General features: G+C 59.1%; 23 protein-coding genes and 3 tRNA genes. 13 read left to right on the top strand and 13 right to left on the bottom strand.

Features of this window, described 5'->3' with window-relative positions; genetic code table 11:
* Window positions 1–10 precede the first annotated feature (10 nt).
* Window positions 11–589 (top strand): superoxide dismutase [Fe], encoded by a 579-nt coding sequence (sodB, locus tag ACJ8PE_RS20030; protein WP_004931333.1) that lies wholly within the window; start codon window positions 11–13, stop codon window positions 587–589.
* A 72-nt stretch (window positions 590–661) separates the two neighbouring features.
* Here the strand turns inward: sodB and cydH are convergent, their stop codons facing one another.
* The gene (gene cydH, locus ACJ8PE_RS20025) at window positions 662–751 is read right to left on the bottom strand and encodes a cytochrome bd-I oxidase subunit CydH (protein ID WP_004931335.1); all 90 of its coding nucleotides are present in this window, start codon (window positions 749–751) and stop codon (window positions 662–664) included.
* A gap of 324 nt (window positions 752–1075) precedes the next feature.
* Between cydH and purR the strand changes: the two genes are divergently transcribed.
* A complete protein-coding gene (purR, locus tag ACJ8PE_RS20020) occupies window positions 1076–2101 on the top strand; it encodes an HTH-type transcriptional repressor PurR (protein ID WP_004931336.1) in 1026 nt (341 codons plus the stop codon).
* Here the strand turns inward: purR and punR are convergent.
* Window positions 2089–3045 (bottom strand): DNA-binding transcriptional activator PunR, encoded by a 957-nt coding sequence (gene punR, locus ACJ8PE_RS20015; RefSeq protein WP_197760047.1) that lies wholly within the window; start codon window positions 3043–3045, stop codon window positions 2089–2091. The genes purR and punR overlap by 13 nt on opposite strands.
* Window positions 3046–3168: 123 nt before the next feature.
* On the opposite strand from punR, the gene punC reads away from it, so the two are divergent.
* Complete coding sequence (punC, locus tag ACJ8PE_RS20010; protein WP_197792912.1) at window positions 3169–4380, top strand: purine nucleoside transporter PunC; 1212 nt, start codon at window positions 3169–3171, stop codon at window positions 4378–4380.
* A gap of 344 nt (window positions 4381–4724) precedes the next feature.
* Window positions 4725–5876, top strand: coding sequence for a cyclopropane fatty acyl phospholipid synthase (gene cfa, locus ACJ8PE_RS20005; protein ID WP_033642914.1), 1152 nt, complete (start codon window positions 4725–4727; stop codon window positions 5874–5876).
* A 72-nt stretch (window positions 5877–5948) separates the two neighbouring features.
* Here cfa and ACJ8PE_RS20000 read toward each other — a convergent pair whose 3' ends face one another.
* Window positions 5949–6242, bottom strand: a complete 294-nt coding sequence (locus ACJ8PE_RS20000) for an I78 family peptidase inhibitor (protein WP_033642913.1) — start codon at window positions 6240–6242, stop codon at window positions 5949–5951.
* 54 nt (window positions 6243–6296) lie between these two features.
* Window positions 6297–6947 (bottom strand): riboflavin synthase, encoded by a 651-nt coding sequence (locus ACJ8PE_RS19995; RefSeq protein ID WP_033642912.1) that lies wholly within the window; start codon window positions 6945–6947, stop codon window positions 6297–6299.
* 239 nt (window positions 6948–7186) lie between these two features.
* On the opposite strand from ACJ8PE_RS19995, the gene ACJ8PE_RS19990 reads away from it, so the two are divergent.
* From ACJ8PE_RS19990 to ACJ8PE_RS19960, 7 genes are all read left to right on the top strand, one after another.
* A complete protein-coding gene (locus tag ACJ8PE_RS19990; protein ID WP_033652604.1) occupies window positions 7187–8563 on the top strand; it encodes an MATE family efflux transporter in 1377 nt (458 codons plus the stop codon).
* Between the two features lie 181 nt (window positions 8564–8744).
* A tRNA-Val gene (locus ACJ8PE_RS19985) sits at window positions 8745–8821 on the top strand.
* Between the two features lie 20 nt (window positions 8822–8841).
* Window positions 8842–8918 (top strand) — tRNA-Val (locus tag ACJ8PE_RS19980).
* A gap of 20 nt (window positions 8919–8938) precedes the next feature.
* Window positions 8939–9015, top strand: a tRNA-Val gene (locus ACJ8PE_RS19975).
* Between the two features lie 121 nt (window positions 9016–9136).
* A complete protein-coding gene (locus ACJ8PE_RS19970) occupies window positions 9137–9442 on the top strand; it encodes a cupin (protein ID WP_046686960.1) in 306 nt (101 codons plus the stop codon).
* Between the two features lie 393 nt (window positions 9443–9835).
* Complete coding sequence (gene pykF, locus ACJ8PE_RS19965) at window positions 9836–11248, top strand: pyruvate kinase PykF (protein WP_033642909.1); 1413 nt, start codon at window positions 9836–9838, stop codon at window positions 11246–11248.
* Between the two features lie 308 nt (window positions 11249–11556).
* A complete protein-coding gene (locus ACJ8PE_RS19960) occupies window positions 11557–11793 on the top strand; it encodes a major outer membrane lipoprotein (RefSeq protein WP_004931354.1) in 237 nt (78 codons plus the stop codon).
* Window positions 11794–11933: 140 nt separating this feature from the next.
* On the opposite strand, the gene ACJ8PE_RS19955 is transcribed toward ACJ8PE_RS19960, so the two are convergent.
* From ACJ8PE_RS19955 to sufA, 7 genes are all read right to left on the bottom strand, one after another.
* Complete coding sequence (locus tag ACJ8PE_RS19955; RefSeq protein WP_033652724.1) at window positions 11934–12947, bottom strand: L,D-transpeptidase family protein; 1014 nt, start codon at window positions 12945–12947, stop codon at window positions 11934–11936.
* 298 nt (window positions 12948–13245) lie between these two features.
* Entirely contained in the window at window positions 13246–13662 is a 417-nt protein-coding gene (gene sufE, locus ACJ8PE_RS19950) for a cysteine desulfuration protein SufE (protein WP_047026200.1), read from the bottom strand.
* Between the two features lie 35 nt (window positions 13663–13697).
* The gene (gene sufS / locus ACJ8PE_RS19945) at window positions 13698–14924 is read right to left on the bottom strand and encodes a cysteine desulfurase SufS (RefSeq protein WP_197792913.1); all 1227 of its coding nucleotides are present in this window, start codon (window positions 14922–14924) and stop codon (window positions 13698–13700) included.
* The gene (sufD, locus tag ACJ8PE_RS19940) at window positions 14921–16207 is read right to left on the bottom strand and encodes a Fe-S cluster assembly protein SufD (protein ID WP_197792914.1); all 1287 of its coding nucleotides are present in this window, start codon (window positions 16205–16207) and stop codon (window positions 14921–14923) included. The genes sufS and sufD overlap by 4 nt, the downstream gene beginning before the upstream one ends.
* On the bottom strand, window positions 16182–16928 hold the full coding sequence (gene sufC, locus ACJ8PE_RS19935; RefSeq protein WP_016927936.1) for a Fe-S cluster assembly ATPase SufC: 747 nt from the start codon (window positions 16926–16928) through the stop codon (window positions 16182–16184). Before sufC ends, sufD begins: the two co-directional genes overlap by 26 nt.
* Window positions 16929–16971: 43 nt before the next feature.
* A complete protein-coding gene (sufB, locus tag ACJ8PE_RS19930; protein WP_197792915.1) occupies window positions 16972–18468 on the bottom strand; it encodes a Fe-S cluster assembly protein SufB in 1497 nt (498 codons plus the stop codon).
* Between the two features lie 14 nt (window positions 18469–18482).
* Complete coding sequence (sufA, locus tag ACJ8PE_RS19925) at window positions 18483–18854, bottom strand: Fe-S cluster assembly scaffold SufA (protein WP_004931368.1); 372 nt, start codon at window positions 18852–18854, stop codon at window positions 18483–18485.
* A gap of 525 nt (window positions 18855–19379) precedes the next feature.
* Between sufA and ACJ8PE_RS19920 the strand changes: the two genes are divergently transcribed.
* Complete coding sequence (locus tag ACJ8PE_RS19920; protein ID WP_004931369.1) at window positions 19380–19784, top strand: hypothetical protein; 405 nt, start codon at window positions 19380–19382, stop codon at window positions 19782–19784.
* A 45-nt stretch (window positions 19785–19829) separates the two neighbouring features.
* Here ACJ8PE_RS19920 and menI read toward each other — a convergent pair whose 3' ends face one another.
* Together menI and ydiJ are read right to left on the bottom strand one after the other, a co-directional pair.
* Window positions 19830–20246 carry a 1,4-dihydroxy-2-naphthoyl-CoA hydrolase gene (menI, locus tag ACJ8PE_RS19915; protein ID WP_016927938.1) on the bottom strand — a complete coding sequence of 139 codons (417 nt, stop codon included), beginning with the start codon at window positions 20244–20246 and terminating at the stop codon, window positions 19830–19832.
* Entirely contained in the window at window positions 20243–23299 is a 3057-nt protein-coding gene (gene ydiJ, locus ACJ8PE_RS19910; protein ID WP_182074608.1) for a D-2-hydroxyglutarate dehydrogenase YdiJ, read from the bottom strand. Before ydiJ ends, menI begins: the two co-directional genes overlap by 4 nt.
* Window positions 23300–23544: 245 nt before the next feature.
* Here ydiJ and ydiK point away from each other — a divergent pair, with 245 nt between their 5' ends.
* Entirely contained in the window at window positions 23545–24645 is a 1101-nt protein-coding gene (gene ydiK, locus ACJ8PE_RS19905) for an AI-2E family transporter YdiK (protein ID WP_042784360.1), read from the top strand.
* The last annotated feature ends 167 nt before the right edge of the window (window positions 24646–24812 follow it).

Genomic DNA, 24812 nt, shown 5'->3' with positions numbered 1-24812 from the left:
GGAGGAAGCAATGTCGTTTGAATTACCTGCATTACCGTATGAGAAAAACGCGCTCGAGCCGCACATCTCCGCCGAGACCCTGGAATACCACTACGGCAAACACCACAATACCTACGTGGTTAACCTGAACAACCTGGTGAAAGGCAGCGAGTTCGAGGGCAAATCGCTCGAAGAGATCATCAAGACCTCCAACGGCGGCGTGTTCAACAACGCCGCGCAGGTGTGGAACCACACCTTCTACTGGCACTGCCTGTCGCCACAGGGCGGCGGTGAACCGCAGGGCGAACTGGCGGCGGCGATCGTCAAATCCTTCGGCTCTTTCGCTGCGTTCAAAGAGCAGTTCACCGATGCCGCCGTGAAAAACTTCGGCGCCGGCTGGACCTGGCTGGTGAAAAAACCGGACGGCGCGCTGGCGATCGTCAACACCTCCAACGCGGCAACTCCGCTGACAGGTGAAGATAAACCGCTGCTGACCGTTGACGTGTGGGAACACGCGTATTACATCGATTACCGCAATGCGCGTCCAAAATACCTGGAAAACTTCTGGGCGTTGGTCAACTGGACATTTGCGGCGGAAAACCTGGCGTAAACGCAGGCCTTGCCTAAGTGATGAGGCGCAGCTGGGCTGCGCCTTTTTTATAACTGGCGAACTGGCGGGAAATCAGTTCAACGCGGCGACAAAGCTGAAAGCGATGATCATCGCCAACGCGCCGACGGTAGTGAACAGAGACATCTTCAGATCGGTATCCATGACAACTCCTTTAAAATGGGCTTTCCTAAGGATAAAAGGCGCACAATTAGTACGTCAAATCATTTTCCCACAGTTCGCCGATAAAATCTTGTTATCATTTCCCGGTTTATAATCTCGATTACCTCTTCCACTTTTGTTCAATATGCGACAAAATTCGCAGTTCACAACTGCGTACCGGCATCCATGCCCCTCCTGATTAAGCGCTGAAGACTTCAACACACTAAAAACTCAGTTTTCGCTTCTCTGGAGAAGGATCTACGTAGGCAAACGATTAACATCACACTTACATGCTGTAAACATGTGAGTTCAGGAGTCATTCCTTACATGGCAACGATTAAAGATGTGGCCAAACGCGCGGGCGTTTCCACCACCACCGTTTCGCACGTCATCAATAAGACTCGTTTCGTCGCCGAAGAGACCAAAGCGGCCGTGTGGGCCGCGATCAAAGAGCTGCACTACTCGCCGAGCGCCGTGGCACGCAGCCTGAAAGTCAATCACACCAAGTCTATCGGTCTGCTGGCCACCTCGAGCGAAGCACCCTATTTTGCCGAAGTGATCGAGGCGGTGGAAAACAGCTGCTACAGCAAAGGTTACACCCTGATCCTGTGCAACTCGCACAACAATCTGGACAAGCAGCGCGCCTACCTGGCGATGCTGGCGCAAAAGCGCGTCGACGGCCTGCTGGTCATGTGTTCCGAATACCCGGATCAACTGCTGGGCATGCTGGAGGACTACCGTAATATCCCGATGGTGGTGATGGACTGGGGCGCCGCGCGCGGCGACTTCACCGACACCATCATCGATAACGCGTTCGAAGGCGGCTATCTGGCCGGCCGTTACCTGATCGAGCGCGGCCACCGCGATATCGGCGCTATCCCGGGCCAGCTGTCGCGCAACACCGGCGGCGGTCGGCATCAGGGCTTCATGAAGGCGCTGCAGGAAGCGCATATCGATATTCGCGAAGAGTGGATCGTCCAAGGTGACTTCGAGCCGGAGTCCGGTTACAAGGCGATGCATCAAATTCTGTCGCAAAAACAGCGACCGACCGCGGTATTCTGCGGCGGCGACATCATGGCGATGGGCGCCATCTGCGCCGCCGACGAACTGGGGCTGCGGGTGCCGCAGGATATTTCCGTGATCGGCTACGACAACGTGCGCAACGCCCGCTACTTCACCCCGGCGCTGACCACCATTCATCAGCCGAAAGAACGTCTGGGCGAAATGGCCTTCACCATGCTGCTGGATCGCATCATCAGCAAGCGCGAAGAATCGCAGGTGATCGAAGTGCATCCGAAGCTGGTCGAACGCCGTTCGGTCGCCGACGGTCCGTTCATCGACTACCGCCGCTGATCGTCCTCCCTACCGGAAGCCGGCGCGGCTTCCGGTGCCGCCTCACTCAGCCACTCCTGATTCAGCGTCTCGCCATCGCCCAAATACGCCAGCAGCCAGCTCATCGCCGGTGACGGTTTATCCTGTTGCCAGGTCAGGCAGCAGGGGCTGGCGGGAAACGGCTGCTGCAACTGCAACGCCTTCAGCTCACCGCGCTGCACCCGCGGCAGCGCCAGATGCGCCGGCATCATGCCGACGCACAGCCCGGCGCACAGACAGTCGAGCGCCGATGTCCAGTCCGGCACCACCAGCCGCCGCTGGTTATCCAGCGTCCAGGTGACGCGCTTGGGCAGATTGCGCGAGGTGTCTTCCAGACAAAGCGCAGGGTACGGCCTCAACCGATCGTCATTTAACGGCCCTGCCAGCTGCGCCAGCGGATGCTGTGGGCTGACTACGCACAGCCAGTTCATATCCCCCATGTCGCGGAAAGCGAAGCCGCCGCCGACCGGCACCGCGCGGGTGGCACCAATCGCCATGTCCACCCTACCGTCCACCAACGCATCCCACACGCCATTAAACACTTCGGGTTGCAGCATCAGTTCAACATCGGGGAAATGGCGGTAGAAATCCAGCACCAGCTGGCGGCTGCGCTGGGGTTTGACGATGATGTCGACTGCGATATTCAGCTGGCCGCGCCACCCGTTGGCCACCTGCTGACAGTGGCGACGGGTGTCGAGCATTTTTTTGATAACAACTCTCGCATCCTTGATAAACAGCGCGCCGGCCGGCGTCAACTCCACATCACGGTGACGCCGCTCAAACAGCGGCACCGCAAGCCATTGTTCCAGTTGCCGCACGGTATAGCTCACCGCCGACGGCACCCGGTGCAGCTCCTGCGCCGCCGCGCTGAAACTGCCAGTGCGCGCGACCGCGTCAACAACTTCAAGAGAATATTCAGACCACATCGCTTTGCCTTCAATTTTTTTAACAGCACTTTGCAAATATTACCGTTTCACAAGCAGAGATCCAGCCGGATACACTGGCCGGCGCTAAAAACCTGCGACACTAAAATATTAACGAGAAATACCATGCGAAATTCTTTTGGCTTTATGTTCTACCTCGCCGGCCTGAGCATGCTGGGTTATCTGGCGACCGATATGTACCTGCCCGCCTTCGGCGCCATGCGGGAGGAACTGCAAATTTCCGCCGGCGCGGTCAGCGCCAGCCTGAGCATCTTTCTGGCCGGCTTCGCCTTCGCGCAACTGCTGTGGGGGCCCCTCTCCGACCGACTGGGCCGCAAACCGGTATTATTGATTGGCCTGACGCTGTTCGCGCTCGGCTGCCTGGGCATGCTGTGGGTAGAAAATGCCGTGCAGCTCTGGATACTGCGCTTTATTCAGGCCGTCGGCGTCTGTTCCGCCACCGCCATCTGGCAAGCGCTGGTGGTCGACCGCTATCGCGAAGGCCAGGCCAACCGCGTGTTCGCCACCATCATGCCGCTGGTGGCGCTGTCACCGGCGCTGGCGCCGCTGCTTGGCGCCTGGCTGCTGAACCACGCCAGCTGGCGTGCGATCTTCGCCGCGCTGTTGGTGATCACCGCACTGCTGCTGCTGCCGACGCTGCTGCTCAAAGAGCGCGCCAAAACGCACCCCGCCGCCGACGCGCCGAAAAACGGCGTCAGCTTCTGGCAACTGTTGAAATCTCCGGTGTTCAGCGGCAACGTCGCTATGTACGCCGCCTGCTCGGCCGGTTTCTTCGCCTGGCTGACCGGTTCGCCGTTCATCCTTGGCGATATGGGCTATAGCCCGAGCGACATCGGTCTGAGCTATGTGCCGCAAACGCTGGCCTTCCTGCTGGGCGGCTACGGCTGCCGCGCCGCGCTTAAGCGCATCAATGGCAAAACTCTGCTGCCGTGGCTGCTGGTAGCTTATGGTGTCAGCATGGTGGCGCTGTATCTGGTGGCGACCCTGACCAATCCGACGCTCACCACGCTGCTGATCCCATTCTGCGTGATGGCGCTGGTCAACGGCGCCGGCTACCCGATCATGGTGGCGAATGCGCTGATGCCGTTCCCGGAAAGCAGCGGCAAAGCCGCCGCGCTGCAAAATACGCTGCAGCTGGGGCTGTGTTTTGTGGCAAGCATGCTGGTGTCGGCGTTTATTGCGCAGCCGCTGTTGGCGACGGTGACGGTGATGGTGTCCACGGTGATACTGGCCGCGCTGGGGTATTTCCTGCAGCGGGGAAAAGCGGCCAAGGCGCCGCAAGAAACGCCGCGCGAACATGCTAACTCAGCGTCATAATTGCCAAGCTAAATAATCACTTAAAGAATATGCGTGCCGAGTGCGATTTACAGTTGAGTCAATGCCTCGGCGCGCCTATACTCAAAAACAACCTTGTAAAGTAACATCTTATAATCTCTATATCTCAATTAGCTGTTGTGTACGCGTCTCGCGTCACACTCTTTTTTTGAAGAGGCGTTTATCCTGCGCCGTTTGCGTCGGGTCGCCTCTTTAAATTTCCTCTGTTCATAGTCGGATATCAGACGCCGCGGGCTTATTTCCCGTCGGTATACGTATGCACCCGCAGAAATTGTCTAAGCTGTTTCCTAACGGGTCATCAGTCAGAAGAAGGTGATGGAGAAGCTATGAGTTCATCGTGTATAGAAGATCTGAGCATCCAGGATAACCAGTGGTACCGTATCGCGCACGAAATGCTCGGTCTGGCCGGTATCGAAATCAACGGATCGCGCCCTTTCGATATTCAGGTTAAAAACCCCGAATTCTTTAAACGCGTTTTGCAGCAAGGCTCCCTGGGTCTCGGCGAGAGCTATATGGATGGTTGGTGGGAATGCGAGCGGCTGGATATATTCTTCCAGCGCGTGGTCAGCGCCGGGCTGGAGAAGAAGCTCCCCCACCACCTGAAAGATACCCTGCGTATCGCCGCGGCGCGCCTGACCAATCTGCAATCGAAAAAGCGCGCCTGGATCGTCGGTAAAGAGCATTACGATCTTGGCAACGATCTGTTTACGCTGATGCTCGATCCTTACATGCAATACTCCTGCGGCTACTGGAAAGACGCCGCCACGCTGGAGGAAGCGCAAGAAGCGAAACTGCGGATGATCTGCGAAAAACTGCAGCTGCAGCCGGGCATGCGCTTGCTGGACATCGGCTGCGGCTGGGGCGGCCTCTCCGCCTATGCGGCGAAAAATTACGGCGTGTCGGTGGTCGGCGTGACCATTTCTGCCGAGCAGCAGAAGCTGGCTCAGGCACGCTGCGCCGGGCTGGACGTGCAGATCCTGCTGCAGGATTACCGCGATCTGCATCAGCAGTTCGATCGCATCGTCTCGGTCGGCATGTTCGAGCACGTCGGGCCAAAAAACTATCGCACCTATTTCAACGTGGTAGAGCGCAATCTGGCGCCGCACGGCCTGTTCCTGCTGCACACCATCGGTTCCAACAAGACCGACATGAACGTCGATCCGTGGATCAACAAATATATCTTCCCGAACGGCTGCCTGCCCTCGGTGAGGCATATCGCCGAGGCCAGCGAAGGCCATTTCGTGATGGAAGACTGGCACAACATCGGCGCCGACTACGATCGCACGCTGATGGCCTGGTTCGAGCGCTTCAAGCAGGCGTGGCCGCAGCTTGCTCCACGTTATTCCGAGCGCTTCGAGCGGATGTTCAGCTATTACCTGAACGCCTGCGCCGGCGCGTTTCGGGCGCGCGATCTGCAGCTGTGGCAGGTGGTGTTCAGCCCGAAAGGCGTTGAAGGCGGCATCCGCGTCGCACGCTGAACGCTCCCCTAATAAAAAAATCCCCGGCAACCTCATCGCCGGGGCTTTTTTTGCTCTTTCGAACCAGGCGGCTTAGCCGCAGTAAACGCGGATGATTTTATCGTTGCTATCGCCGAGGAAGTTCAGACGGCGCAGGTTGAAATCCATGGTGACGGCAGAGTTGTATGGAATGGCGCGCACCTTGGATTCGATCCGCACGCCTTCCAGCGACGTCATCGGCTTGCCGACGTAGTTTTGATACTGCGAAGCGCCGCAGGTATCGTCCGCATCGGCCACTTGCGCGCCGCCGCCCTGCTCAGGTGAACTGCTGCAGGCGCTCAGCGCCAGCAACGCAGTTAACAACAACGTTTTCCCATAAAACTTCACGCGTTTCTCCTCTCTGCTTATGATTCGACTCCGGCGGCAACGCCCGAATCGCTGTCAGTCTTTGTGCGCCGGCGCCACCGCCGCCGCCAGCGTCGCTTCCCGATTGGCCAGCACGCGTTCGACGGTGTCCACTACCGCCTGCGTCTGCGGATCGATCTCGATGTTCACCTTATCGCCCAGGCGTTTTTTACCCAGCGTAGTGCGCTCCAGGGTTTCCGGGATCAGATGCACGCAGAAACGGTTATTCACCACTTCGCCGATGGTCAGGCTAATGCCGTCGATGCCGATGAAACCTTTGTGCAGCACATATTTCATCAATTCCGCATTCGGCATGCGCAGCCATACCTGACGGTTATTTTCCGAGGTATAAATTTTGGCCACTTCCGCCGTGCAGATAATATGGCCGGACATCAAATGACCGCCAATTTCATCATTGAATTTCGCCGCGCGCTCGATATTGACGATGTCGCCCAGCGCCAGATCGCCGAGGTTGGTCAGGCGCAACGTTTCCTTGATCAAATCGAAGCTGACGCGGTTGCCTTCCACCGCGGTGACGGTCAGGCAGCAGCCGTTATGGGCCACCGACGCGCCCAGCTCCAGCCCCGGCAGCAGTTCTGCAGGCATCTCGATCACATGGGTGCGGAAATTGGGTTTCTCATCAATGGCGACCAGCGGCGCGGTGCCTTGTACGATACCGGTGAACATATGTGCCTCTTCTTACTCAATAGATTAAAACGCTTCCGGCAGTTTGCCCCAGTTGGCGCTGAAAACCAAATCCGCGACGGCAAAAAACGCGTCCCTGCGCATTTAATAACTATTTATCTGCGACGTTTGCTTAACGACGCCGAGCAGGTACAATATTTTTGACAAAATTCCGCTATTTTAATTGTTGTCCTCTCGCGGCAGCCCTCCCTCCCACATATATAAAATAGAAAGGTGTATGCGTGCAGAAGTACTTAATTGAAGCGCGTAGTTTATTGGCTCTCGCTATCCCGGTGATCATCGCGCAAATCTCGCAAACCGCCATGGGCGTGGTGGATACCATCATGGCCGGCGCTTACAGCGCCACCGATATGGCGGCGGTTGCGGTCGGCACCTCTATCTGGCTGCCGGCCATCCTGTTCGGCCACGGCCTGCTGCTGGCGCTGACCCCAGTGATCGCCCAGTTAAACGGCGCCGGCCGTCGCGATCGTATCGCCCATCAGGTGCGTCAGGGCTTCTGGCTGGCCTCCGGCGTTTCCGTGCTGTTGATCGTCGTGCTGTATAACTGCAAATTCGTCATCGACATGATGCACAACATCGATCCGCAGCTGGCGGATAAAGCCGTCGGTTATCTGCACGCCATCATGTGGGGCGCGCCGGGCTATCTGTTCTTCCAGGTGATGCGCAACCAGTGCGAAGGGCTGTCCAAAACCAAGCCCGGCATGGTGATCGGCTTCCTCGGCCTGCTGGTGAATATCCCGATCAACTACATCTTCATCTACGGCAAGTTCGGCATGCCGGAGCTGGGCGGCGTGGGCTGCGGCGTCGCGACCGGCAGCGTCTACTGGATCATGTTCCTGATGATGCGCTGGTACGTGAAGCGCGCGCCGTCGCAGCGCGACATCAAGCGCCAGGCAGGCGATCTCGGCGGCCCGGACTGGGCGGCGCTGAAGCGCCTGATCGGCATCGGCATGCCGGTGGCGCTGGCGCTGTTCTTCGAAGTCACCCTGTTCGCCGTGGTGGCGCTGCTGGTATCGCCGCTCGGGATCGTCGCGGTCGCCGGCCACCAGATCGCGCTTAACTTCAGCGCGCTGATGTTCGTGTTACCGCTGTCGCTGGGCGTCGGCGCCACCATTCGCGTCGGTTATCGTCTGGGAGAAGGGTCGGTCGAAGGCGCGCGCGTCGCCGCATACTCCGCCATCGGCGTGGGCATCACCATGGCCGTCTGCACTGCGCTGTTTACCGCCACCTTCCGCGAACCGATCGCCCTGCTGTACAACGACAGCCCGGCGGTGGTGGCGATGGCCTCGCAGCTGATGCTGCTGGCGGCGCTGTATCAAATCTCGGATTCAATCCAGGTGATCGGCAGCGGCGTGCTGCGCGGTTATAAAGATACTCGCGCGATCTTCTTCATTACCTTCATCGCTTACTGGGTGTTGGGCCTGCCGAGCGGCTATCTGCTGGCGCTGACCGATGCGGTGGTGCCGGCGATGGGGCCGAGTGGTTTCTGGATCGGCTTTATCATCGGCCTGACCTTCGCCGCCATCATGATGGCGCTGCGCATGCGCTGGCTGCAGAAACAGCCGACCACCGTCATCCTGCAGCGTTCTACCCGCTGAGTCCGTTCCCGGCCGGTTTTCTCCCCGGCCGGGCAGCGGGTTGCGGAAAAAAACGCCTGTCTGCGCACAACCTCAGCAATCGCGTGAAATACCGAATAAAATTGCGTTTTTCCCCTTGCCAGCACGCGGGTAGCTCGTTAATATTCGTCCCCGCTGTCAGCCATGACAGACAGGAAAAGATGCGTCCGTAGCTCAGTTGGTTAGAGCACCACCTTGACATGGTGGGGGTCGGTGGTTCGAGTCCACTCGGACGCACCAAATTCCAGAAACAGTACAGTGCGTCCGTAGCTCAGTTGGTTAGAGCACCACCTTGACATGGTGGGGGTCGGTGGTTCGAGTCCACTCGGACGCACCAAATTTCAGAAGCAGTGCAGTGCGTCCGTAGCTCAGTTGGTTAGAGCACCACCTTGACATGGTGGGGGTCGGTGGTTCGAGTCCACTCGGACGCACCATATTGCTGATTCACCTCTCCCCCTATCGCGTTATAATTCTCGCTGTTTCGTCTCTGCCCGACCGCTCGATTTTTCATGTCGATTGCGCCGAACTACCGCCATCAGCCATCAGGAACGCCACATGACCACCTTCACCGCCAACACCCCCTTTTTACCGCTCGACAATGGCCTTGCCCGTCGTGAAGGCGTGATGAGCGACGGTTCGCCGGCAGCGGAAGTGCGTTTCGAGACCGGGGCCTTCGGCCAGCTGCAAAAGCCCGCGCACGCGCTGCAAACCCGGGTGATATCGGGTGAATTCGAGTTCACCCTCGGCGGCGACACGCGGATAGTGCGGACCGGCGAGAGCCTGACCCTGCCGGCCAACGTCGCCAGCGGCTGCTTCTGCCTGAGCGCCGGTGTGCTGCTGGAAATCCCGCAAACGCGCTAAGCCGCATTTACAGCAAGGTTATTTGCGCAACAAGCCGTACGCAACGCGTTGCATTTGCGCCACATTTGCCCTCGTTTTGACATATCCGCCGCACCGCCGCGGTTTTTTATTTTGTTTCCCGCCGCTTAGCCTTTATAATGCGCAACGTCTATCAGTTGAATGGTTTCAGCCCTTGATCTGCGAAAACGCAATAACAACACGATTTAATCTCACCCCGTTGCGCAGCATCCCCGCGCCCCCGCGCGGGCTGAATTTTTCCGCCCCACATCAACTGTCGTCACCTATCCTTAACTATGTTTTTCACCACCAGGCACGGCTCAAATTCCCTATCGGCGTAAACAACGCCGGTCAAATTCGTTTTTTTATCCATCACAACTTGTAGAAAACTCCGCCATGAAAAAGACCAAAATTGTTTGTACCATCGGTCCAAAAACCGAATCGGAAGAAATGCTGACCAACCTGCTCAATGCGGGCATGAACGTGATGCGTCTCAACTTCTCTCACGGCGACTATGAAGAGCACGGCAACCGCATCAAGAACATGCGCGCCGTGATGGCGAAAACCGGTATCAACGCCGGCATCCTGCTGGATACCAAAGGCCCGGAAATTCGCACCATGAAACTGGAAGGCGGCAAAGACGCCTCTCTGGTCGCCGGCCAAACCTTCACCTTCACCACCGACCAGAGCGTGATCGGCAACAGCGAACGCGTGGCGGTGACCTACGCCGGCTTCGCCGCCGACCTGAAGATCGGCAACACCGTGCTGGTTGACGACGGCCTGATCGGCATGGAAGTCACCAACGTGACCGAGAACGAAGTCGTTTGCAAGGTGCTGAACAACGGCGACCTGGGCGAGAACAAAGGCGTCAACCTGCCGGGCGTGTCCATCCAGCTGCCTGCGCTGGCCGAGAAAGACAAACGCGACCTGATCTTCGGCTGCGAGCAAGGCGTCGACTTCGTGGCGGCGTCCTTTATCCGTAAACGCTCCGACGTGCTGGAGATCCGCGAACACCTGAAAGCGCACGGCGGCGAGCAGATCCAGATCATCTCCAAGATCGAGAACCAGGAAGGCCTGAACAACTTCGATGAAATTCTCGAAGCGTCCGACGGCATCATGGTTGCCCGCGGCGATCTGGGCGTTGAAATCCCGGTAGAAGAAGTGATCTTCGCCCAGAAGATGATGATCGAAAAATGCAACCGTGCGCGTAAAGTGGTGATCACCGCCACCCAGATGCTCGATTCCATGATCAAGAACCCGCGCCCTACCCGTGCTGAAGCCGGTGACGTCGCCAACGCCATTCTGGACGGCACCGACGCCGTCATGCTGTCCGGCGAAAGCGCCAAGGGCAAATACCCGCTGGAAGCGGTCAACATCATGGCGACCATCTGCGAACGCACCGATCGCGTGATGCCAAGCCGCATCGATACCCTGAACGATCGCCGCAAGCTGCGCATCACCGAAGCGGTATGCCGCGGCGCGGTTGAAACCGCCGAAAAACTGGACGCGCCGCTGATCGTCGTCGCCACCAGCGGCGGCAAGTCAGCGAAATCCGTGCGTAAATACTTCCCGAACGCCGTGATCCTGGCGCTGACCACCAACCAGACCACCGCGCATCAACTGGTGCTGAGCAAGGGCGTTATCCCGCAGATGGTCAAAGAAATCGCCTCCACCGACGACTTCTACCGCATCGGTAAAGAAGCCGCGCTGGCCAGCGGCCTGGCGCAAAAAGGCGACGTCGTGGTGATGGTTTCCGGCGCGCTGGTGCCGAGCGGCACCACCAACACCGCCTCGGTACACGTGCTGTAATATAAAACGTGACATAATTATCTTGATCAAAACGCCGCTTTGCGGCGTTTTTTTTATCGGCAGTAAACTATTTTTCTCAAAACGCAACCGCGATCTGCTCATTATTTAGCTAATAACAAATCGGAGTAGTCCCATGGAAGCCGGCTGTTTTCCCTCGTTTTTTTAACTAATTTGTAAAACCAGATGCAAGTTTGAGCGAACGATCAAAATAAAGCACCTCAACACTAAAAAATTATTCTCTTTCGAAAAAAGTTTGTGTAATACTTGTAACGCTACATGGAGATTAACTCAATCTAGAGGGTGTTATAATGAATCGTACTAAACTGGTACTGGGCGCGGTAATCCTGGGTTCCACTCTGCTGGCTGGCTGCTCTAGCAACGCTAAAATCGATCAACTGTCTTCTGACGTTCAGACTCTGAACGCTAAAGTTGATCAGCTGAGCAACGACGTGAACGCAATGCGTTCTGACGTTCAAGCGGCTAAAGACGACGCAGCACGCGCTAACCAGCGTCTGGACAACCAAGCTCACGCTTACAAAAAGTAAGATAGCTTTGGTTATTGAAAACGGCGCACATTGTGCGCCGTTTTTTTTGTCTGTTTGTCGGCCTGGGCTTTCCAGCGCGGCAGGCAAAAAAAAGAGGTTCAGCACGCTGAACCCCTCTTCGACCGCTCAATCCGGCAAACTTAGTTCACCGAGCTGATTGGCGCTGCCTTGAATGGGCTCTTATTCGCCGCAGGAGCCGCTGCAGGCGTTAAACTCACCTCAGACGGGCTCTCCCCTACGTTGACCAGCACCGGCATGCCAGAGCGGCGTACAACCGCGCTATCGAACACGGCGCGATCGGTTTGCCCATCGGCAGCAAAGGCTTTCTCCGCTTTAGACAACGCGATCGGCATGGTCTGCGGATCGTCGCTTTCCACCCGCGACAGCGGCTGGTGCACTTCCACATAGCGTTTGCCGTCCGGCTCGACCGAAATCTTCACCGGATCGTTGATCACTTGCACCCGCGTACCGCGCGGCACCATGTTGAACAGCGCCTCGATATCCGTCGGACGCAGGCGAATACAGCCGGAGCTGACGCGCATGCCGATACCGAAGTTGGCGTTGGTACCGTGGATCAGGTATTCACCGCGCCCCATCGCCAGACGCAGGGCGAACAGCCCCATCGGGTTCTCAGGGCCGGCCGGCACCACCGCAGGCAGCGTCACGCCCTGGGATTGATAGCGCTTGCGGATGTTGGCGGTGGGCGTCCAGGTCGGGTTAGGGATCTTTTGGCTGATGGAAGTCACCTCCAGCGGCGTGTGCATCCCGGTCTGGCCGATACCGATCGGATAGACGATCACTTTATTCTCGCCTTTCGGATAGTAGTAAAGGCGCAGCTCGGCCAGGTTGACGATGATCCCTTCACGCTTGGTGTCAGGCAGCAGCATTTGGGTCGGAATGGTCAGCACCGTACCCGGCTTAGGCAGGAACGGATCGGTGCCGGGGTTGGCTTCCAGCATGCCCAGCAGGCCAATCTTGTAGTCGGCGGCGATCGCCTCCAGCGGACGGCCGTCGTTTGGCACGGTATAAGTGGTGTTTTCACCGATCAGACGGCTGTCCGGCGGCGGCAGCGGGTATTCGGTCGCACTGGCGGCCTGCGTGCCGGCCAGTACGGTGGCGAAGACCATGCCCATTAAACTCAACGCACGTTTCATTATCATCCCTATATTTTTTATGACGGTTCGCCCCCAAGGCTAACGAGCGCCTGGCGGTGGGTAAATCAGACAATACCTGATTAATACTAGCAACGCTGGCATCAAAGGCAATAAGTTCTCTAAAAATCAACACGTTATAACGTAATCGCCGTCGCTGATTGTCAACGAAACGTCAATGGGTAAGCTGCTGAAATATCACTGAATTGGGGGATGAATCTTGGGGAAAACGGCGGATTGTAAAGACTCATTGACAAAGCGAATATATCAATGAGCCTTTAAAGAGCAGTGGCGTTAAGGATCAGGCCAACTGAGCGGCTTTACTGCGAATGGCGCGGATCATCGCCTCCAACCCCTGTGAGCGCGAAGGCGTCAGATGTTGGCTGAGCGCCAGCTCGGTGAAAAACGGCCGCACGTCGAGCTCGACGATTTGCTGTGGCGTTAATTGACGATAAAGAATAAACACCACCGCCAGCAGCCCTTTGACGATCGCCGCGTCGCTATCGCCATGGAATTCGACCTGCCCTTGCTCATCGCGGCGCATCACGATCCACACCTGGCTTTGGCAGCCGGAAATCAGGTTCTCGGCCTGCCGCTCGGCCTCGTCCAGCGGCGGCAATTTGGCGCCGAGTTCAATCACGTACAGGTATTTCTCCTCCCAGTTCAAACAGCGGGAGAAATTACGCACCAATTTGTCTTTGTCCGGCAAATTCGCCATGGGGATCCTTTTGTACCGCCGAGGACGCGCCCCGGCTAGCCTAACAGCTGATGAATGCGTTGCAGCCCGGCCACCAGCCGGTCCACCTCTTCGCGGGTATTATATAACGCCAGCGACGCGCGGCACATGCTCGGCACCTGATAAAACGCCATCAGCGGCATGGCGCAATGGTGGCCGGTGCGAATGGCGATGCCGTACTGATCGAGGAAGCTGCCGACGTCATAGGCATGGTGTTCCCCCAAATTGAAGGCGATCACCCCGGCCCGATGCGCCGGACCATAGATTTTCAGCGTCGGCACCTGCTTGAGCGCCTCAAGCGCGTAATGCATCAGCGACTGTTCATAATCGCGAATCGCATTCAGCCCCAGGGCTTCGACGTAATCGAACGCCGCGCCCAGCCCCATGATGCCGGCGGTGTTCGGCGAACCGGCCTCGAAGCGCCAGGGCGGATCGGCGAAGGTGGTGCCCGCCGTCAGGCTGACCTGACGGATCATCGAACCGCCCCCTTCCCACGGCGGCATCTGCTGCAAGAGCGCCTGGCGCCCATACAGCATGCCGATGCCGGAAGGGCCATACAGCTTATGGCCGGAAAACACATAGAAATCGCAGTCCAGCGCCTGAACATCGACGCGCTGGTGCATCACCGCCTGCGCGCCGTCCACCAGCACCGTCAGATCCGGTGACAGGGTTCTGGCACGGGCGATGATCTCGCGCACCGGGTTGACGGTGCCCAGCACGTTGGAGACCTCGGTCAGCGCCAGCAGTTTACAGGACGCGTCGACCAGTTCCGGCAACCGAGCCAGATCCAGCGTGCCGTCGGGCTGCAGCGGCCACACCCGCAGCTGCAGACCGCGCTCCTGCGCCAGCATCTGCCAGGGCACGATGTTGGCGTGGTGCTCCATCTCGGTGATGAGAATCGCGTCGCCCGGCTGCAGCCGGTGGCGGCCAAAGCTGTTGGCCACCAGGTTGATGCCTTCGGTGGTGCCCTTGACGAACACCATCTCTTCCGCCGAGGCGGCGTTGATAAAGCGCGCCGCCTGTTCCCGCACCGCTTCCATCTGCTGAGTCGCCTCGGCGCTCAGGGTGTGGATGCCGCGATGCACCGCGGCATAGCCGTGGCAATAGAAATCCAGTTCGCGGTCGATCACCGTCTGCGGTTTCTGCGCGCTGGCGGCGCTGTCGAGGTAGGCCAGCGGTTGGCCGTTCACCTCGCGCGCCAGCAGCGGGAAGTCACCACGCACGCGTTCAATCGGATAACTCATGCAGCCTCCCCCGGCAGGCGCTGGGCGATGCGCGCCAGCACCCGTTCCCGGATGGTGTCATTGGCGATGCCTTCGGTCAGCTCGGCGGCGAAGGCGAAGATAATCATCTGCTGCGCCGCGCGTTTGTCGATGCCGCGCGACTGCAGATAAAACAGCTGTTCTTCATCGATACGCCCCACGGTGGCGCCGTGGCTGCACTTGACGTCGTCAGCGTAGATCTCCAGCTGCGGCTTGGTATCCACTTCCGCCACTTTCCCCAACAACAGATTGTGGTTGGTCATCTGCCCATCGGTTTTGATGGCGTGTTTGGCCACTTTGATCATGCCGTTGAACACCGCTTTGCCGCGATCGCTGACCACGGTTTTATGCAGCTGGCGGCTTTCGCAGTAGCCCTTGTTGTGTTCCAGATAAGTGCGGGTATCGCAGATCTCCTTGCCCACCGGCAGCACCAGGCTGTTGATCACCAGATTGGCGCCTTCGCCGTTCAGCTGCGCGCTGGTGTTGTGGCGCGTCAGGCCTGCGCCCAACAGGAAGCTGTCGCTTTTCACCCGCGCGTCGCGGCCGATGACCAGATCGTTATGGGCAAAGTGGTAGCTCGGCCGGCTTTCAAACGCCAGCTTGCAGTGCAACAGCCCGGCGTTGTCCGCCACGTTGGCGGTCAGGCGCGCGCCGGTAAAGTGCGCGGCCTCGCCCAGGCTGACATAGTGTTCAATCACTTCCGCCTCGGCCCCGCGCCCAATCTCCAGATGATGACGATGATGCACGGTATTCACTTCCCCCGTCACGCCGCGGCCGCTGCTGATATGCAGCAGGTACAGCGGCCGTGTGGGGGCTTTACCGGCCGGCAGACGGATCAGGCTGGTTTCCTGCGCCAGGCTTTCGGTCAGATGCAGGAAGACTTCGGGCTGAATGGGCTCCGGCAGCGCCTGCGGCGTGCCGTAGGCGGTCAGCTCGAACTGGTAGTCGCCCAGATCGCCATCGCTGAGCGCGGCACTGTAGCGGCCGTCGATAAACACCAGCCGGCAGGCGTCGATACCGAGCGCCAGCGCCTCGAGCTGCGCGGCGTTCACGGATGCGGGCGGCGGCTCAAGGAATTGCTGCTCTAGCAGCCCCTCGAGCGGCGTGTATTTCCAGTTCTCATGTTTGCGCGTCGGCCAGCCGAGTCTCAGCGCCTGCTGCCAGTGCGCCAGCGCATGGGGCGAACGCTCGCCGCCGCGGCCTTCGAACAGACGATACAGCTGCTGCAACGCGTTGGCGTTACTGTTGGTCGGTAAGCCAGCCATAGCCTTGCTCCTCCAACTGTTTCACCAGCGAGAAATCGCCGGATTTGACGATGCGCCCCTGGGACAGCACGTGTACGTAATCCGGCTGGATGTAGTCCAAAATGCGCTGGTAGTGCGTGACGATGATAAAGGCGCGCTTGCCGTCCCGCAGCGAGTTGACGCCGTTGGCGACGATTTTCAGCGCATCGATGTCCAGACCGGAGTCGGTTTCATCGAGAATGCACAGATCCGGCTCCAGCGCCGCCATCTGCAGAATGTCGTTGCGCTTTTTCTCGCCGCCGGAAAAGCCGACGTTGACCGAACGCGTCAGCAGATCGGCCGGCATATCCAGCAGCGCGATCTTCTCTTCGATGAAATCGGCGAAGTCAAAGCGATCCAGCGGCTCCTGTTCGCGGTATTTGCGCACCGCGTTGACCGACGTCTGCAGGAAGAAGTGGTTGCTGACGCCGGGGATCTCGACCGGGTACTGGAACGCCAGGAACACGCCTTCGCCCGCGCGATCTTCCGGATCCAACTCCAGCAGGTCCTTGCCCTTGAAGGTGACTTCCCCTTCGGTCACTTCGTACTCTTCACGCCCGGCCAGCGTGGCGGAAAGCGTGCTCTTGCCCGAGCCGTTCGGCCCCATGATGGCGTGCACTTCACCCGGTTTGATCTCCAGATCCAATCCCTTGAGGATCTCGTTGCCTTCCACGCTGACTTTCAAATTCTTGATGCTTAACATGCTGTGTCCTCAGATAGCGCCGACGGCGCTAAAAATGCGGCGATTAGCCCACGCTGTGTTCCAGACTGATGGCCAAAAGTTTCTGCGCCTCGACGGCGAACTCCAACGGCAGCTCGGAGAAAACGTCCTTGCAGAAACCGTTGACGATCATCGAAATGGCGTCATCCTCGCTGATGCCCCGCTGCAAGCAGTAGAACAGCTGGTCGTCGCCAATCTTCGAGGTGGTGGCTTCGTGTTCCAGCTGCGCGCTGTTGTTGCGCGCTTCAACGTAAGGGAACGTGTGGGCGCCGCTGTCCGGCCCGATCAACATCGAGTCGCACTGGGTAAAGTTACGGGCGTTTTCCGCCCCCGGCAGGATTTTCACCAGGCCGCGATAGGTGTTCTCGCTGTGCCCGGCGGAAATGCCTTTGGCGATGATGGTCGACCTGGTGTTTTTGCCGATGTGAATCATCTTGGTGCCGGTGTCCGCCTGCTGATGGCCGCTGGTCAGCGCCACCGAGAAGAATTCGCCGATCGAATTGTCGCCCTGCAGGATCACGCTCGGGTATTTCCAGGTGATGGCCGAGCCGGTTTCCGACTGGGTCCAGGACATTTTCGAGCCGGCGCCTTCGCACAGCGCGCGCTTGGTGACGAAGTTGAGGATGCCGCCCTTGCTCTCACCGCCGGAGAACCAGTTCTGCACCGTCGAGTATTTCACTTCGGCGTCTTTATGCAGGATCACTTCCACCACCGCCGCGTGCAGCTGATAGCTGTCGCGAACCGGGGCGGAACAGCCTTCGATGTAGCTGACGTAGCTGCCTTCGTCGGCGATCAGAATGGTGCGCTCGAACTGGCCGGTTTTGGCGGCGTTGATACGGAAATAGGTCGACAGCTCCATCGGGCAGCGCACGCCCTTCGGCACGTAGACGAAGGTGCCGTCGGAGGCCACCGCGGCGTTCAGCGCGGCGAAGAAATTATCGTTGGACGGCACCACGCGCCCCAGATACTGGCGCACCAGATCCGGGTATTCCTGGATCGCTTCGCCGAACGAGCAGAAGATCACCCCGCTCTCCGCCAGTTTTTCACGGTAAGTGGTGGCGACCGAGACCGAGTCGAAGATAGCGTCCACCGCCACCTCGCTGCCCTCGCGCACCGGCACGCCGAGCTGGTTAAACGCCAGCTCCACTTCGCTGGTCAGGTAATCTTTTTCCGTCCCCGCGCCCGGTTGCTGCTCGGCGCCGGGCTGCGAACCGCAGGCGTCGTCGCAGCTGCCGCAGGACGGCGCCGAATAGTAACTGTAGTCCTGGTAGTTAAGGCGTTCGTAATTGGCCTTCAGCCAGTGCGGCTCTTCCATCTGCAGCCAGGCGCGGTAGGCCTCGAGGCGGAATTCCAGCATCCACTCGGGTTCGTTGCGCTTGGCCGAGATGGCGCGCACCACCTCTTCGTTGATGCCCTTGGCCAACTCATCGGTTGCCAGCTGGGTGAAGAAACCTTCTTTGTAGCGACCTTCGCTGACCCAAGCCTGCACTTCATTAGGCATTTCTACATTGCTTCGTGTCATGTTGATTGCATCGCTCAAACGCCAAAACTCTCGCCGCACCCGCAGGCATGCTGAGCTTTAGGGTTATTGAATTTGAATATCTGATTCAGCCCTTCGCGGACATAATCTACCGTGGTGCCGTCAATAAACGGCATCGCCTTCAGCGGCACATAGAGTTTGGCGCCGTCGCGCTCAAACAGCAGATCGTCATCGGCGGGTTCGCGGGTCAGATCCAGCACATAGGCAAAGCCGGCGCAGCCGGATTGTTTTACCCCTAGCTGCAGCCCTTTCACCTGCGGATCCTGCTGCATCAGTTTCGTTATTTGTCGTACGGCGCTGTCGCTGAGCGAAATGCCTTGCCAGACATTCTCGTCCAAAGAAAAAGTGCCGACATTTTCCGTTTGCATAGGGTCTACCTCACACTCGTGTTTGGCCACAGCCAATCTGGGTTACTTATATGTTAGTGATAACGATTATCACTTCAACCGTTTGTTTTGCGGGGGTATCCGCCGCGAGCGCGGTTTTTCGCTGCGGCGTGCGTCAAGCCAGCGGGACATCCGTGGCGGCTTGCGGCGTGTGGCGGCAAGGCGTGCATGCTATCCCTATGAATTTGTTCTTTATCCTGCATCACCGTACCGCACTCCCCGGTGGCCCGTCAGCATTACAGCGCCGCGGTGCGTTGCCGATCTAAACATTCATAGAAAATACCTATTTCTGCATTCTGTCTGTCGTAAATGTGCGTTTATCGGCATTTTGCGCCGCGGCGCAAGGCGCGGCCTTTAAGTTAAAGTTTAGTCGCTCTGGGTTAAGTTGGGCCGTCGATGGCCTTTTACCCCCATGGAATGAAAAAACGCCGCCACGGGGATTGATCGGCAACGCGGCAGTTTATATGATAATGATTATCATTCAATTTGAATTTGAGCGCGAAGCCAATGACTCTTTCGATCAACGCATGGTTGCTGGGCAAGATTGATGACTACAAATTCAGCGTGCGCGACGCCACGGTGGACTTTTATATGGCCGAAGCGGCGCTGCGCCGCCCGGAATGCAATATTGATCATCTGAAGCGGTACAACAGCGTCAGCCTCACCATGGCCAATCTGTGCCTGGAGAACGGCGATGATGACAGCTATCTGCACGCGCTCAGCAAGCTGCACAACCGGCTGATCGTCGAGATCAACAATCCGCAGCGCTGCCAGCTGTTTCGGGTGCAAAGCTACCACTTCGCCCGCCACACGCTGACGCTGATCTGCCAAAAATATGCGATGGAAGGCACCTGGGAGAAGGCGAACGCGTTTCAGAAGGACTTCGTCAAACGCGTGCCGTTTCAGCTGTAAAATTAAGCGCTCCGCAGGCCGATCGCCTGCGGAAACCGGCGGGGATCAGTCGATGACCGCCGTGGTCAGACGCGAGGTGCAGCACAGCCGATCGCGCGCGTCGAAGATCTCTATCTGCCACACCTGATGACGGCGGCCAACGTGCAGTGCGCGGCACACCCCGCGCACCTGGCCATCGAACACCGCCCGCAGGTGGTTGGCGTTGATCTCCAGCCCTACCACCTTCTGTTCGCCTTCGCTGCACAGGTAGCCGGCCATCGAGCCCATCGATTCCGCCAGCACCACCGACGCCCCGCCGTGCAACAGCCCGAACGGCTGCCGGGTGCGGCCATCGACCGGCATGGTGGCTTCCAGGAAATCCTCGCCCAGCTGAGTAAACTCGATGCCCACATGGCTGACCATGCAGCCGTCGCCGGCGCGGTTCAGCTGCTCCAGCGATGTTTCACGTTTCCACAATTTCACTCAATCATCTCCAGAAGTGCCTGTAATGGGTGGCGCACGCCATTGCCCTCAATGCGTTTCACCTGGCTGCGGCAGGAATAACCGGTCGCCAGGCAGCGCTGACGCGGCAAACGCTGCAGCGTCGGATGCCATGATAGCTCATAAATGCCGAGCGAGTTTTGCAGGTTCTTGGCTTCATGGCCGTAAGTGCCGGCCATGCCGCAGCAGCCGACGCTGACGTTCTCCAGTTTGGCGCCGAAGCGGGCGAAGATCGCCGCCCACTGTTGGCCGCTGGCCGGCAGCGCGGTGGTTTCAGTGCAGTGACCGAACAGATACCAGGGTTCGCCGGTCGCCGGCTGTTCGGCGCGATCCGCGATCCGCTGTTGCAACCATTCATGCACCAGCTGCACCTGAAAATCGCCGCGCTCGGCGCCGAGGATCTCGCGGTATTCGTCGCGATAGCACAGCACCAGCGCCGGATCGACGCCCACCAGCGGCATGCCGAGCTGCGCCACGCGGTTGAGGAAATCGGCGGTTTTGCGCGCGGTGCGGGCGAACCGCGTCAGGAAGCCCTTCACATGCTGCGCCTTGCCGTTCGGCGAGAACGGCAGCAGCACCGGTTTATAGCCGAGCTTTTCCACCAGCCGGACGAAATCCGCCACCACTTTGGCGTCGTAATAGCTGGTGAACGGATCCTGAACAATCAGCACGTGTTCTTCGCGTTGCTCGGCGTTCAACCCTTCCAACTGTTCCAGCGTCAGCGTGGTCGCCCGGTGGCCGGACAGCTGCTGACGCAGCGTCGGGCTGGACAACAGCGGCAGATCGACCATGCCGACGGCGTTGCGGCTCATCTCCCGCAGCCACGGCTGGCGGAAGAAGAAGTTGAACACCTTCGGCGCGCGGGCCATCAACGGGGTATAGCTCTCTACGCCGGCGACCATGTAGTCGCTCACCGGGCGCAGGTAGCGGGTATGGTAAAGCTGCAGGAAGCGCGAACGGAACCCCGGCACGTCAATTTTGATCGGGCACTGGGTGGAACAGGCCTTGCAGGCCAGACAGCCGGACATCGCCTCTTTCACTTCGTGCGAAAAGTCGTACTCGCCCTTGCCGGCATGCCAGCTGTTGCGGGTTTTCTCGATTAGACCGCGCAAGCTGAGGCGCTGCTGCGGCAGCTGTTTCTCCAGCGCCAACGGATCGACGCCCTGCTCGGCCAACAGACGCAGCCACTCGCGCACCAGCGTCGCCCGCCCTTTCGGCGAATGAATGCGGTTGCCGCTGATCTTCATCGACGGGCACATCGGGCTGCGCACGTCGAAGTTGAAGCACAGGCCGTTGCCGTTACACTCCAGCGCGCCGCGGAACGAGGTGCGCACCTCAACCGGGATCTGGCGATCGAAGGTGCCGCGTTTGACCGCATCCACCTGCATCATCGGCGCATCCACCGCCAGCGGCGCACAGATCTTGCCCGGGTTAAGACGGTTATCCGGATCGAACGCCGTCTTGATGCGGCGCAGCTCCTCGTACAGCGTTTCCCCGAAGAATTCAGGGCTGTACTCGGCGCGGAACCCCTTGCCGTGCTCGCCCCACAGCAGGCCGCCGTATTTGGCGGTGAGCGCCACCACCCGATCGGAGATCTGCTTCATCAGCACTTCCTGCTGGGGGTCGCACATGTCGAGCGCCGGACGCACGTGCAGCACCCCGGCATCGACGTGGCCGAACATGCCATAGCTCAGCTTGTGGTCGTCGAGCAGTTGGCGGAACTCGACGATATAGTCCGCCAGGTGCTGCGGCGGCACGCAAGTATCCTCGGCGAACGGGATCGGCTTGGCGCGCCCTTTGGCGTTGCCCAGCAGCCCGACCGCCTTCTTGCGCATGTTGTAAATGCGCTCGATGCCCGCCAGGTCGCCGCAGATCTGGTACCCGATCACGCCGGCCTGCCGCTGGGCGATCAGTTCATCCAGCCGTTGGCACAGGGTCTCCATCTGGCCGTCGATCAGCGCGCGATCGTCGCCGGCGAATTCGACGATGTTCAGCCCAAGCATCTCTTTATCCGGCACGTCGGCGATCAGTTCGCTTACCGAATGCCAAACGATATCTTCACGCGCCAGATTCAGCACCTTGGAGTCGATGGTTTCCACCGACAGCGCCTTGGCCTCGACCATAAAGGGCGCATTACGCAGCGCCGAGTCGAAGGAGTCGTATTTCACGTTAACCAGACGACGCACCTTCGGCAGCGGCGTGATGTCCAGCCGCGCTTCGGTGATAAAGGCCAGCGTGCCTTCCGCACCGGTGAGGATGCGCGTCAGATCGAAGGTTTGCAGATCGTCGCTCAGCACGTGGCGCAGGTCGTAGCCGGTGAGGAAGCGGTTGAGTTTAGGGAATTTTTCCAGGATCAGCGCGCGCTGCTCGCGGCAGCGATTCAGCACCGTGCGGTAGATGCGCCCTTCGGCGGTCTCTTCCAGGGCAATCGTTTCCGCCAGCGCCGTCGGCATGGCGCGGGTGTCGATCATCTCGCCGCCCAGCAGCACCGCCCGCAGGCCCAACACGTGATCGGAGGTTTTGCCGTATACCAGCGAGCCCTGGCCGGAGGCGTCGGTGTTGATCATGCCGCCCAAGGTGGCGCGGTTGCTGGTGGACAGTTCCGGCGAGAAGAAGTAGCCGAACGGCCGCAAATATTGATTCAGCTGATCCTTGATGACCCCGGCTTCGACTTTCACCCAGCCCTGTTCGACGTTGATCTCCAGAATGCGGTTCATATGACGCGACATATCGACCACGATGCCGGTATTAAGCGACTGACCGTTGGTGCCGGTGCCGCCGCCGCGCGGGCTGAAGGTCAGCGTATTGAAACGCTCTTCCCCCGCCAGGCGGGCAATCAGCGCCACGTCGGCGGTGGAACGGGGAAACACCACCGCATCGGGCAACAGCTGGTAAATGCTGTTGTCGGTGGCCATCGTCAGCCGGTCGGCGTAGCTGGTGGCGGTATCGCCGTTGAATCCGTTTTGCTTCAGTGCTTCCAAAAAGTCGAGCACCCGTTGAACGAGGCCGGGCGCCTGAGAAATCTGTGGGATCATTCGCTTTTTTGACCCTGTCCGTCTATTTTTTATGCGCTGATGTACGCTGAATCGGGCCTTTAATTCAGACCCACCCTATTTTTTAGTGACACTAAAAACTAACATACTCGTTTAGTGAAGGCATTCACATTATTGCCGCCCTGCGAGCGCCGCCACAGGCGGCCGCCCGGCGGTGATAAACCGACCGACAGGCACCCCGATTCGCCGGTGCCAGGGATTTAATTGACCAGGATGAGAACCCACTGATGCCACTCCCGCAATCGCGTTACGACTTACCGCGAATTATTTTCGGCGTGCTGTTTATCGCCATCATGATCGTCGCCTGTTTCTGGGTGATCCAACCGTTCATTCTCGGCTTCGCCTGGGCGGGCATGGTGGTCATCGCCACCTGGCCGCTGCTGCTCAAACTGCAAAAGCTGCTGTGGGGCCGCCGCTCGCTGGCGGTGCTGGTCATGACCCTGCTGTTGATCCTGCTGTTCATTCTGCCCATCTCCCTGCTGATCAGCAGCGTGGTGGATAACAGCGCGCCGTTGATCGCCTGGGCCAGCTCGCCAGGCAAGCTGCATATTCCCGATCTCGCCTGGCTGCAATCCGTCCCGATGATCGGCGACAAGCTCTATACCAGCTACCATACGCTGGTTAACGCCGGCGGCGCCGCGCTGCTGGCGAAGGTACAGCCATACTTCGGCCAGACCGCCACCTGGTTCGTGGCGCAGGCGGCGCATATCGGCCGCCTGCTGCTGCACTGCGCGCTGATGCTGCTGTTCAGCGCCTTGTTGTACGCGCGCGGCGAACAGGTCGCGCTGGGTATCCGTCACTTTGCGGTACGCCTCGGTTCCGCGCGCGGCGATGCGGCGGTGCTGCTGGGCGGCCAGGCGATCCGCGCGGTCGCGCTGGGCGTGGTAGTGACGGCGCTGGTGCAGTCGGTGCTGGGCGGCATCGGTCTGGCGGTAAGCGGCATTCCGGCCGCCACCCTGTTGACGATGCTGATCTTCATCTGCTGTGTGGCGCAATTGGGGCCGCTGTTGGTGCTGGTGCCGGCCATCATTTGGCTGTACTGGCACGGCGACACCACCTGGGGCACCGTGCTGCTGGTCTGGAGCTGCGTGGTGGCCACGCTGGATAACGTGCTACGCCCGGTGCTGATCCGCATGGGCGCCGATCTGCCGCTGCTGCTGATCCTGTCCGGCGTTATCGGCGGTTTGCTGGCCTTCGGCATGATCGGCCTGTTCATCGGCCCGGTAGTGTTGGCGGTGTCTTATCGCCTGCTGACCGCCTGGATGGATGAAGCGCCGGAGCCGACCACCGCGCCGGAGCAAGTGATCGAAGAACTGGAAAAACGCTAATCGCCCTCCCTTCCGCCCGCATCGCCGGGCGGAAGAGTTTCCCCTCTCATTACGCCTACCTCATTCGGGTAATATCTTCGCCAAATATAATGCCGTTGTTTATTGATTAAGGCGCGGCAAATGGAAAGGTGCAATGTAAATCCGTGTTTGCTGCAAAATGCAAAAAG

It is taken from the genome of Serratia sp. CY74737 (assembly GCF_052166775.1).
In the GTDB taxonomy this organism is placed as follows: Bacteria; Pseudomonadota; Gammaproteobacteria; order Enterobacterales; family Enterobacteriaceae; genus Serratia; species Serratia ureilytica.
The sequence above is the reverse complement of the archived record's forward strand: the minus strand, read 5'-3'. Positions and strand labels throughout refer to the sequence as shown.

Coding starts and splice junctions, on each gene's coding strand:
- ydiJ (WP_182074608.1), bottom strand. CDS start 23,299: ATGATCCCACAGATTTCTCAGGCGCCCGGCCTCGTTCAACGGGTGCTC.
- ACJ8PE_RS19995 (WP_033642912.1), bottom strand. CDS start 6,947: ATGTTCACCGGTATCGTACAAGGCACCGCGCCGCTGGTCGCCATTGAT.
- sufC (WP_016927936.1), bottom strand. CDS start 16,928: ATGTTAAGCATCAAGAATTTGAAAGTCAGCGTGGAAGGCAACGAGATC.
- ACJ8PE_RS19970 (WP_046686960.1), top strand. CDS start 9,137: ATGACCACCTTCACCGCCAACACCCCCTTTTTACCGCTCGACAATGGC.
- ACJ8PE_RS19960 (WP_004931354.1), top strand. CDS start 11,557: ATGAATCGTACTAAACTGGTACTGGGCGCGGTAATCCTGGGTTCCACT.
- sufB (WP_197792915.1), bottom strand. CDS start 18,468: ATGACACGAAGCAATGTAGAAATGCCTAATGAAGTGCAGGCTTGGGTC.
- ACJ8PE_RS19955 (WP_033652724.1), bottom strand. CDS start 12,947: ATGAAACGTGCGTTGAGTTTAATGGGCATGGTCTTCGCCACCGTACTG.
- sufE (WP_047026200.1), bottom strand. CDS start 13,662: ATGGCGAATTTGCCGGACAAAGACAAATTGGTGCGTAATTTCTCCCGC.
- ydiK (WP_042784360.1), top strand. CDS start 23,545: ATGCCACTCCCGCAATCGCGTTACGACTTACCGCGAATTATTTTCGGC.
- ACJ8PE_RS19920 (WP_004931369.1), top strand. CDS start 19,380: ATGACTCTTTCGATCAACGCATGGTTGCTGGGCAAGATTGATGACTAC.
- sufD (WP_197792914.1), bottom strand. CDS start 16,207: ATGGCTGGCTTACCGACCAACAGTAACGCCAACGCGTTGCAGCAGCTG.
- cfa (WP_033642914.1), top strand. CDS start 4,725: ATGAGTTCATCGTGTATAGAAGATCTGAGCATCCAGGATAACCAGTGG.
- cydH (WP_004931335.1), bottom strand. CDS start 751: ATGGATACCGATCTGAAGATGTCTCTGTTCACTACCGTCGGCGCGTTG.
- sufS (WP_197792913.1), bottom strand. CDS start 14,924: ATGAGTTATCCGATTGAACGCGTGCGTGGTGACTTCCCGCTGCTGGCG.
- punR (WP_197760047.1), bottom strand. CDS start 3,045: ATGTGGTCTGAATATTCTCTTGAAGTTGTTGACGCGGTCGCGCGCACT.
- pykF (WP_033642909.1), top strand. CDS start 9,836: ATGAAAAAGACCAAAATTGTTTGTACCATCGGTCCAAAAACCGAATCG.
- purR (WP_004931336.1), top strand. CDS start 1,076: ATGGCAACGATTAAAGATGTGGCCAAACGCGCGGGCGTTTCCACCACC.
- sodB (WP_004931333.1), top strand. CDS start 11: ATGTCGTTTGAATTACCTGCATTACCGTATGAGAAAAACGCGCTCGAG.
- sufA (WP_004931368.1), bottom strand. CDS start 18,854: ATGCAAACGGAAAATGTCGGCACTTTTTCTTTGGACGAGAATGTCTGG.
- punC (WP_197792912.1), top strand. CDS start 3,169: ATGCGAAATTCTTTTGGCTTTATGTTCTACCTCGCCGGCCTGAGCATG.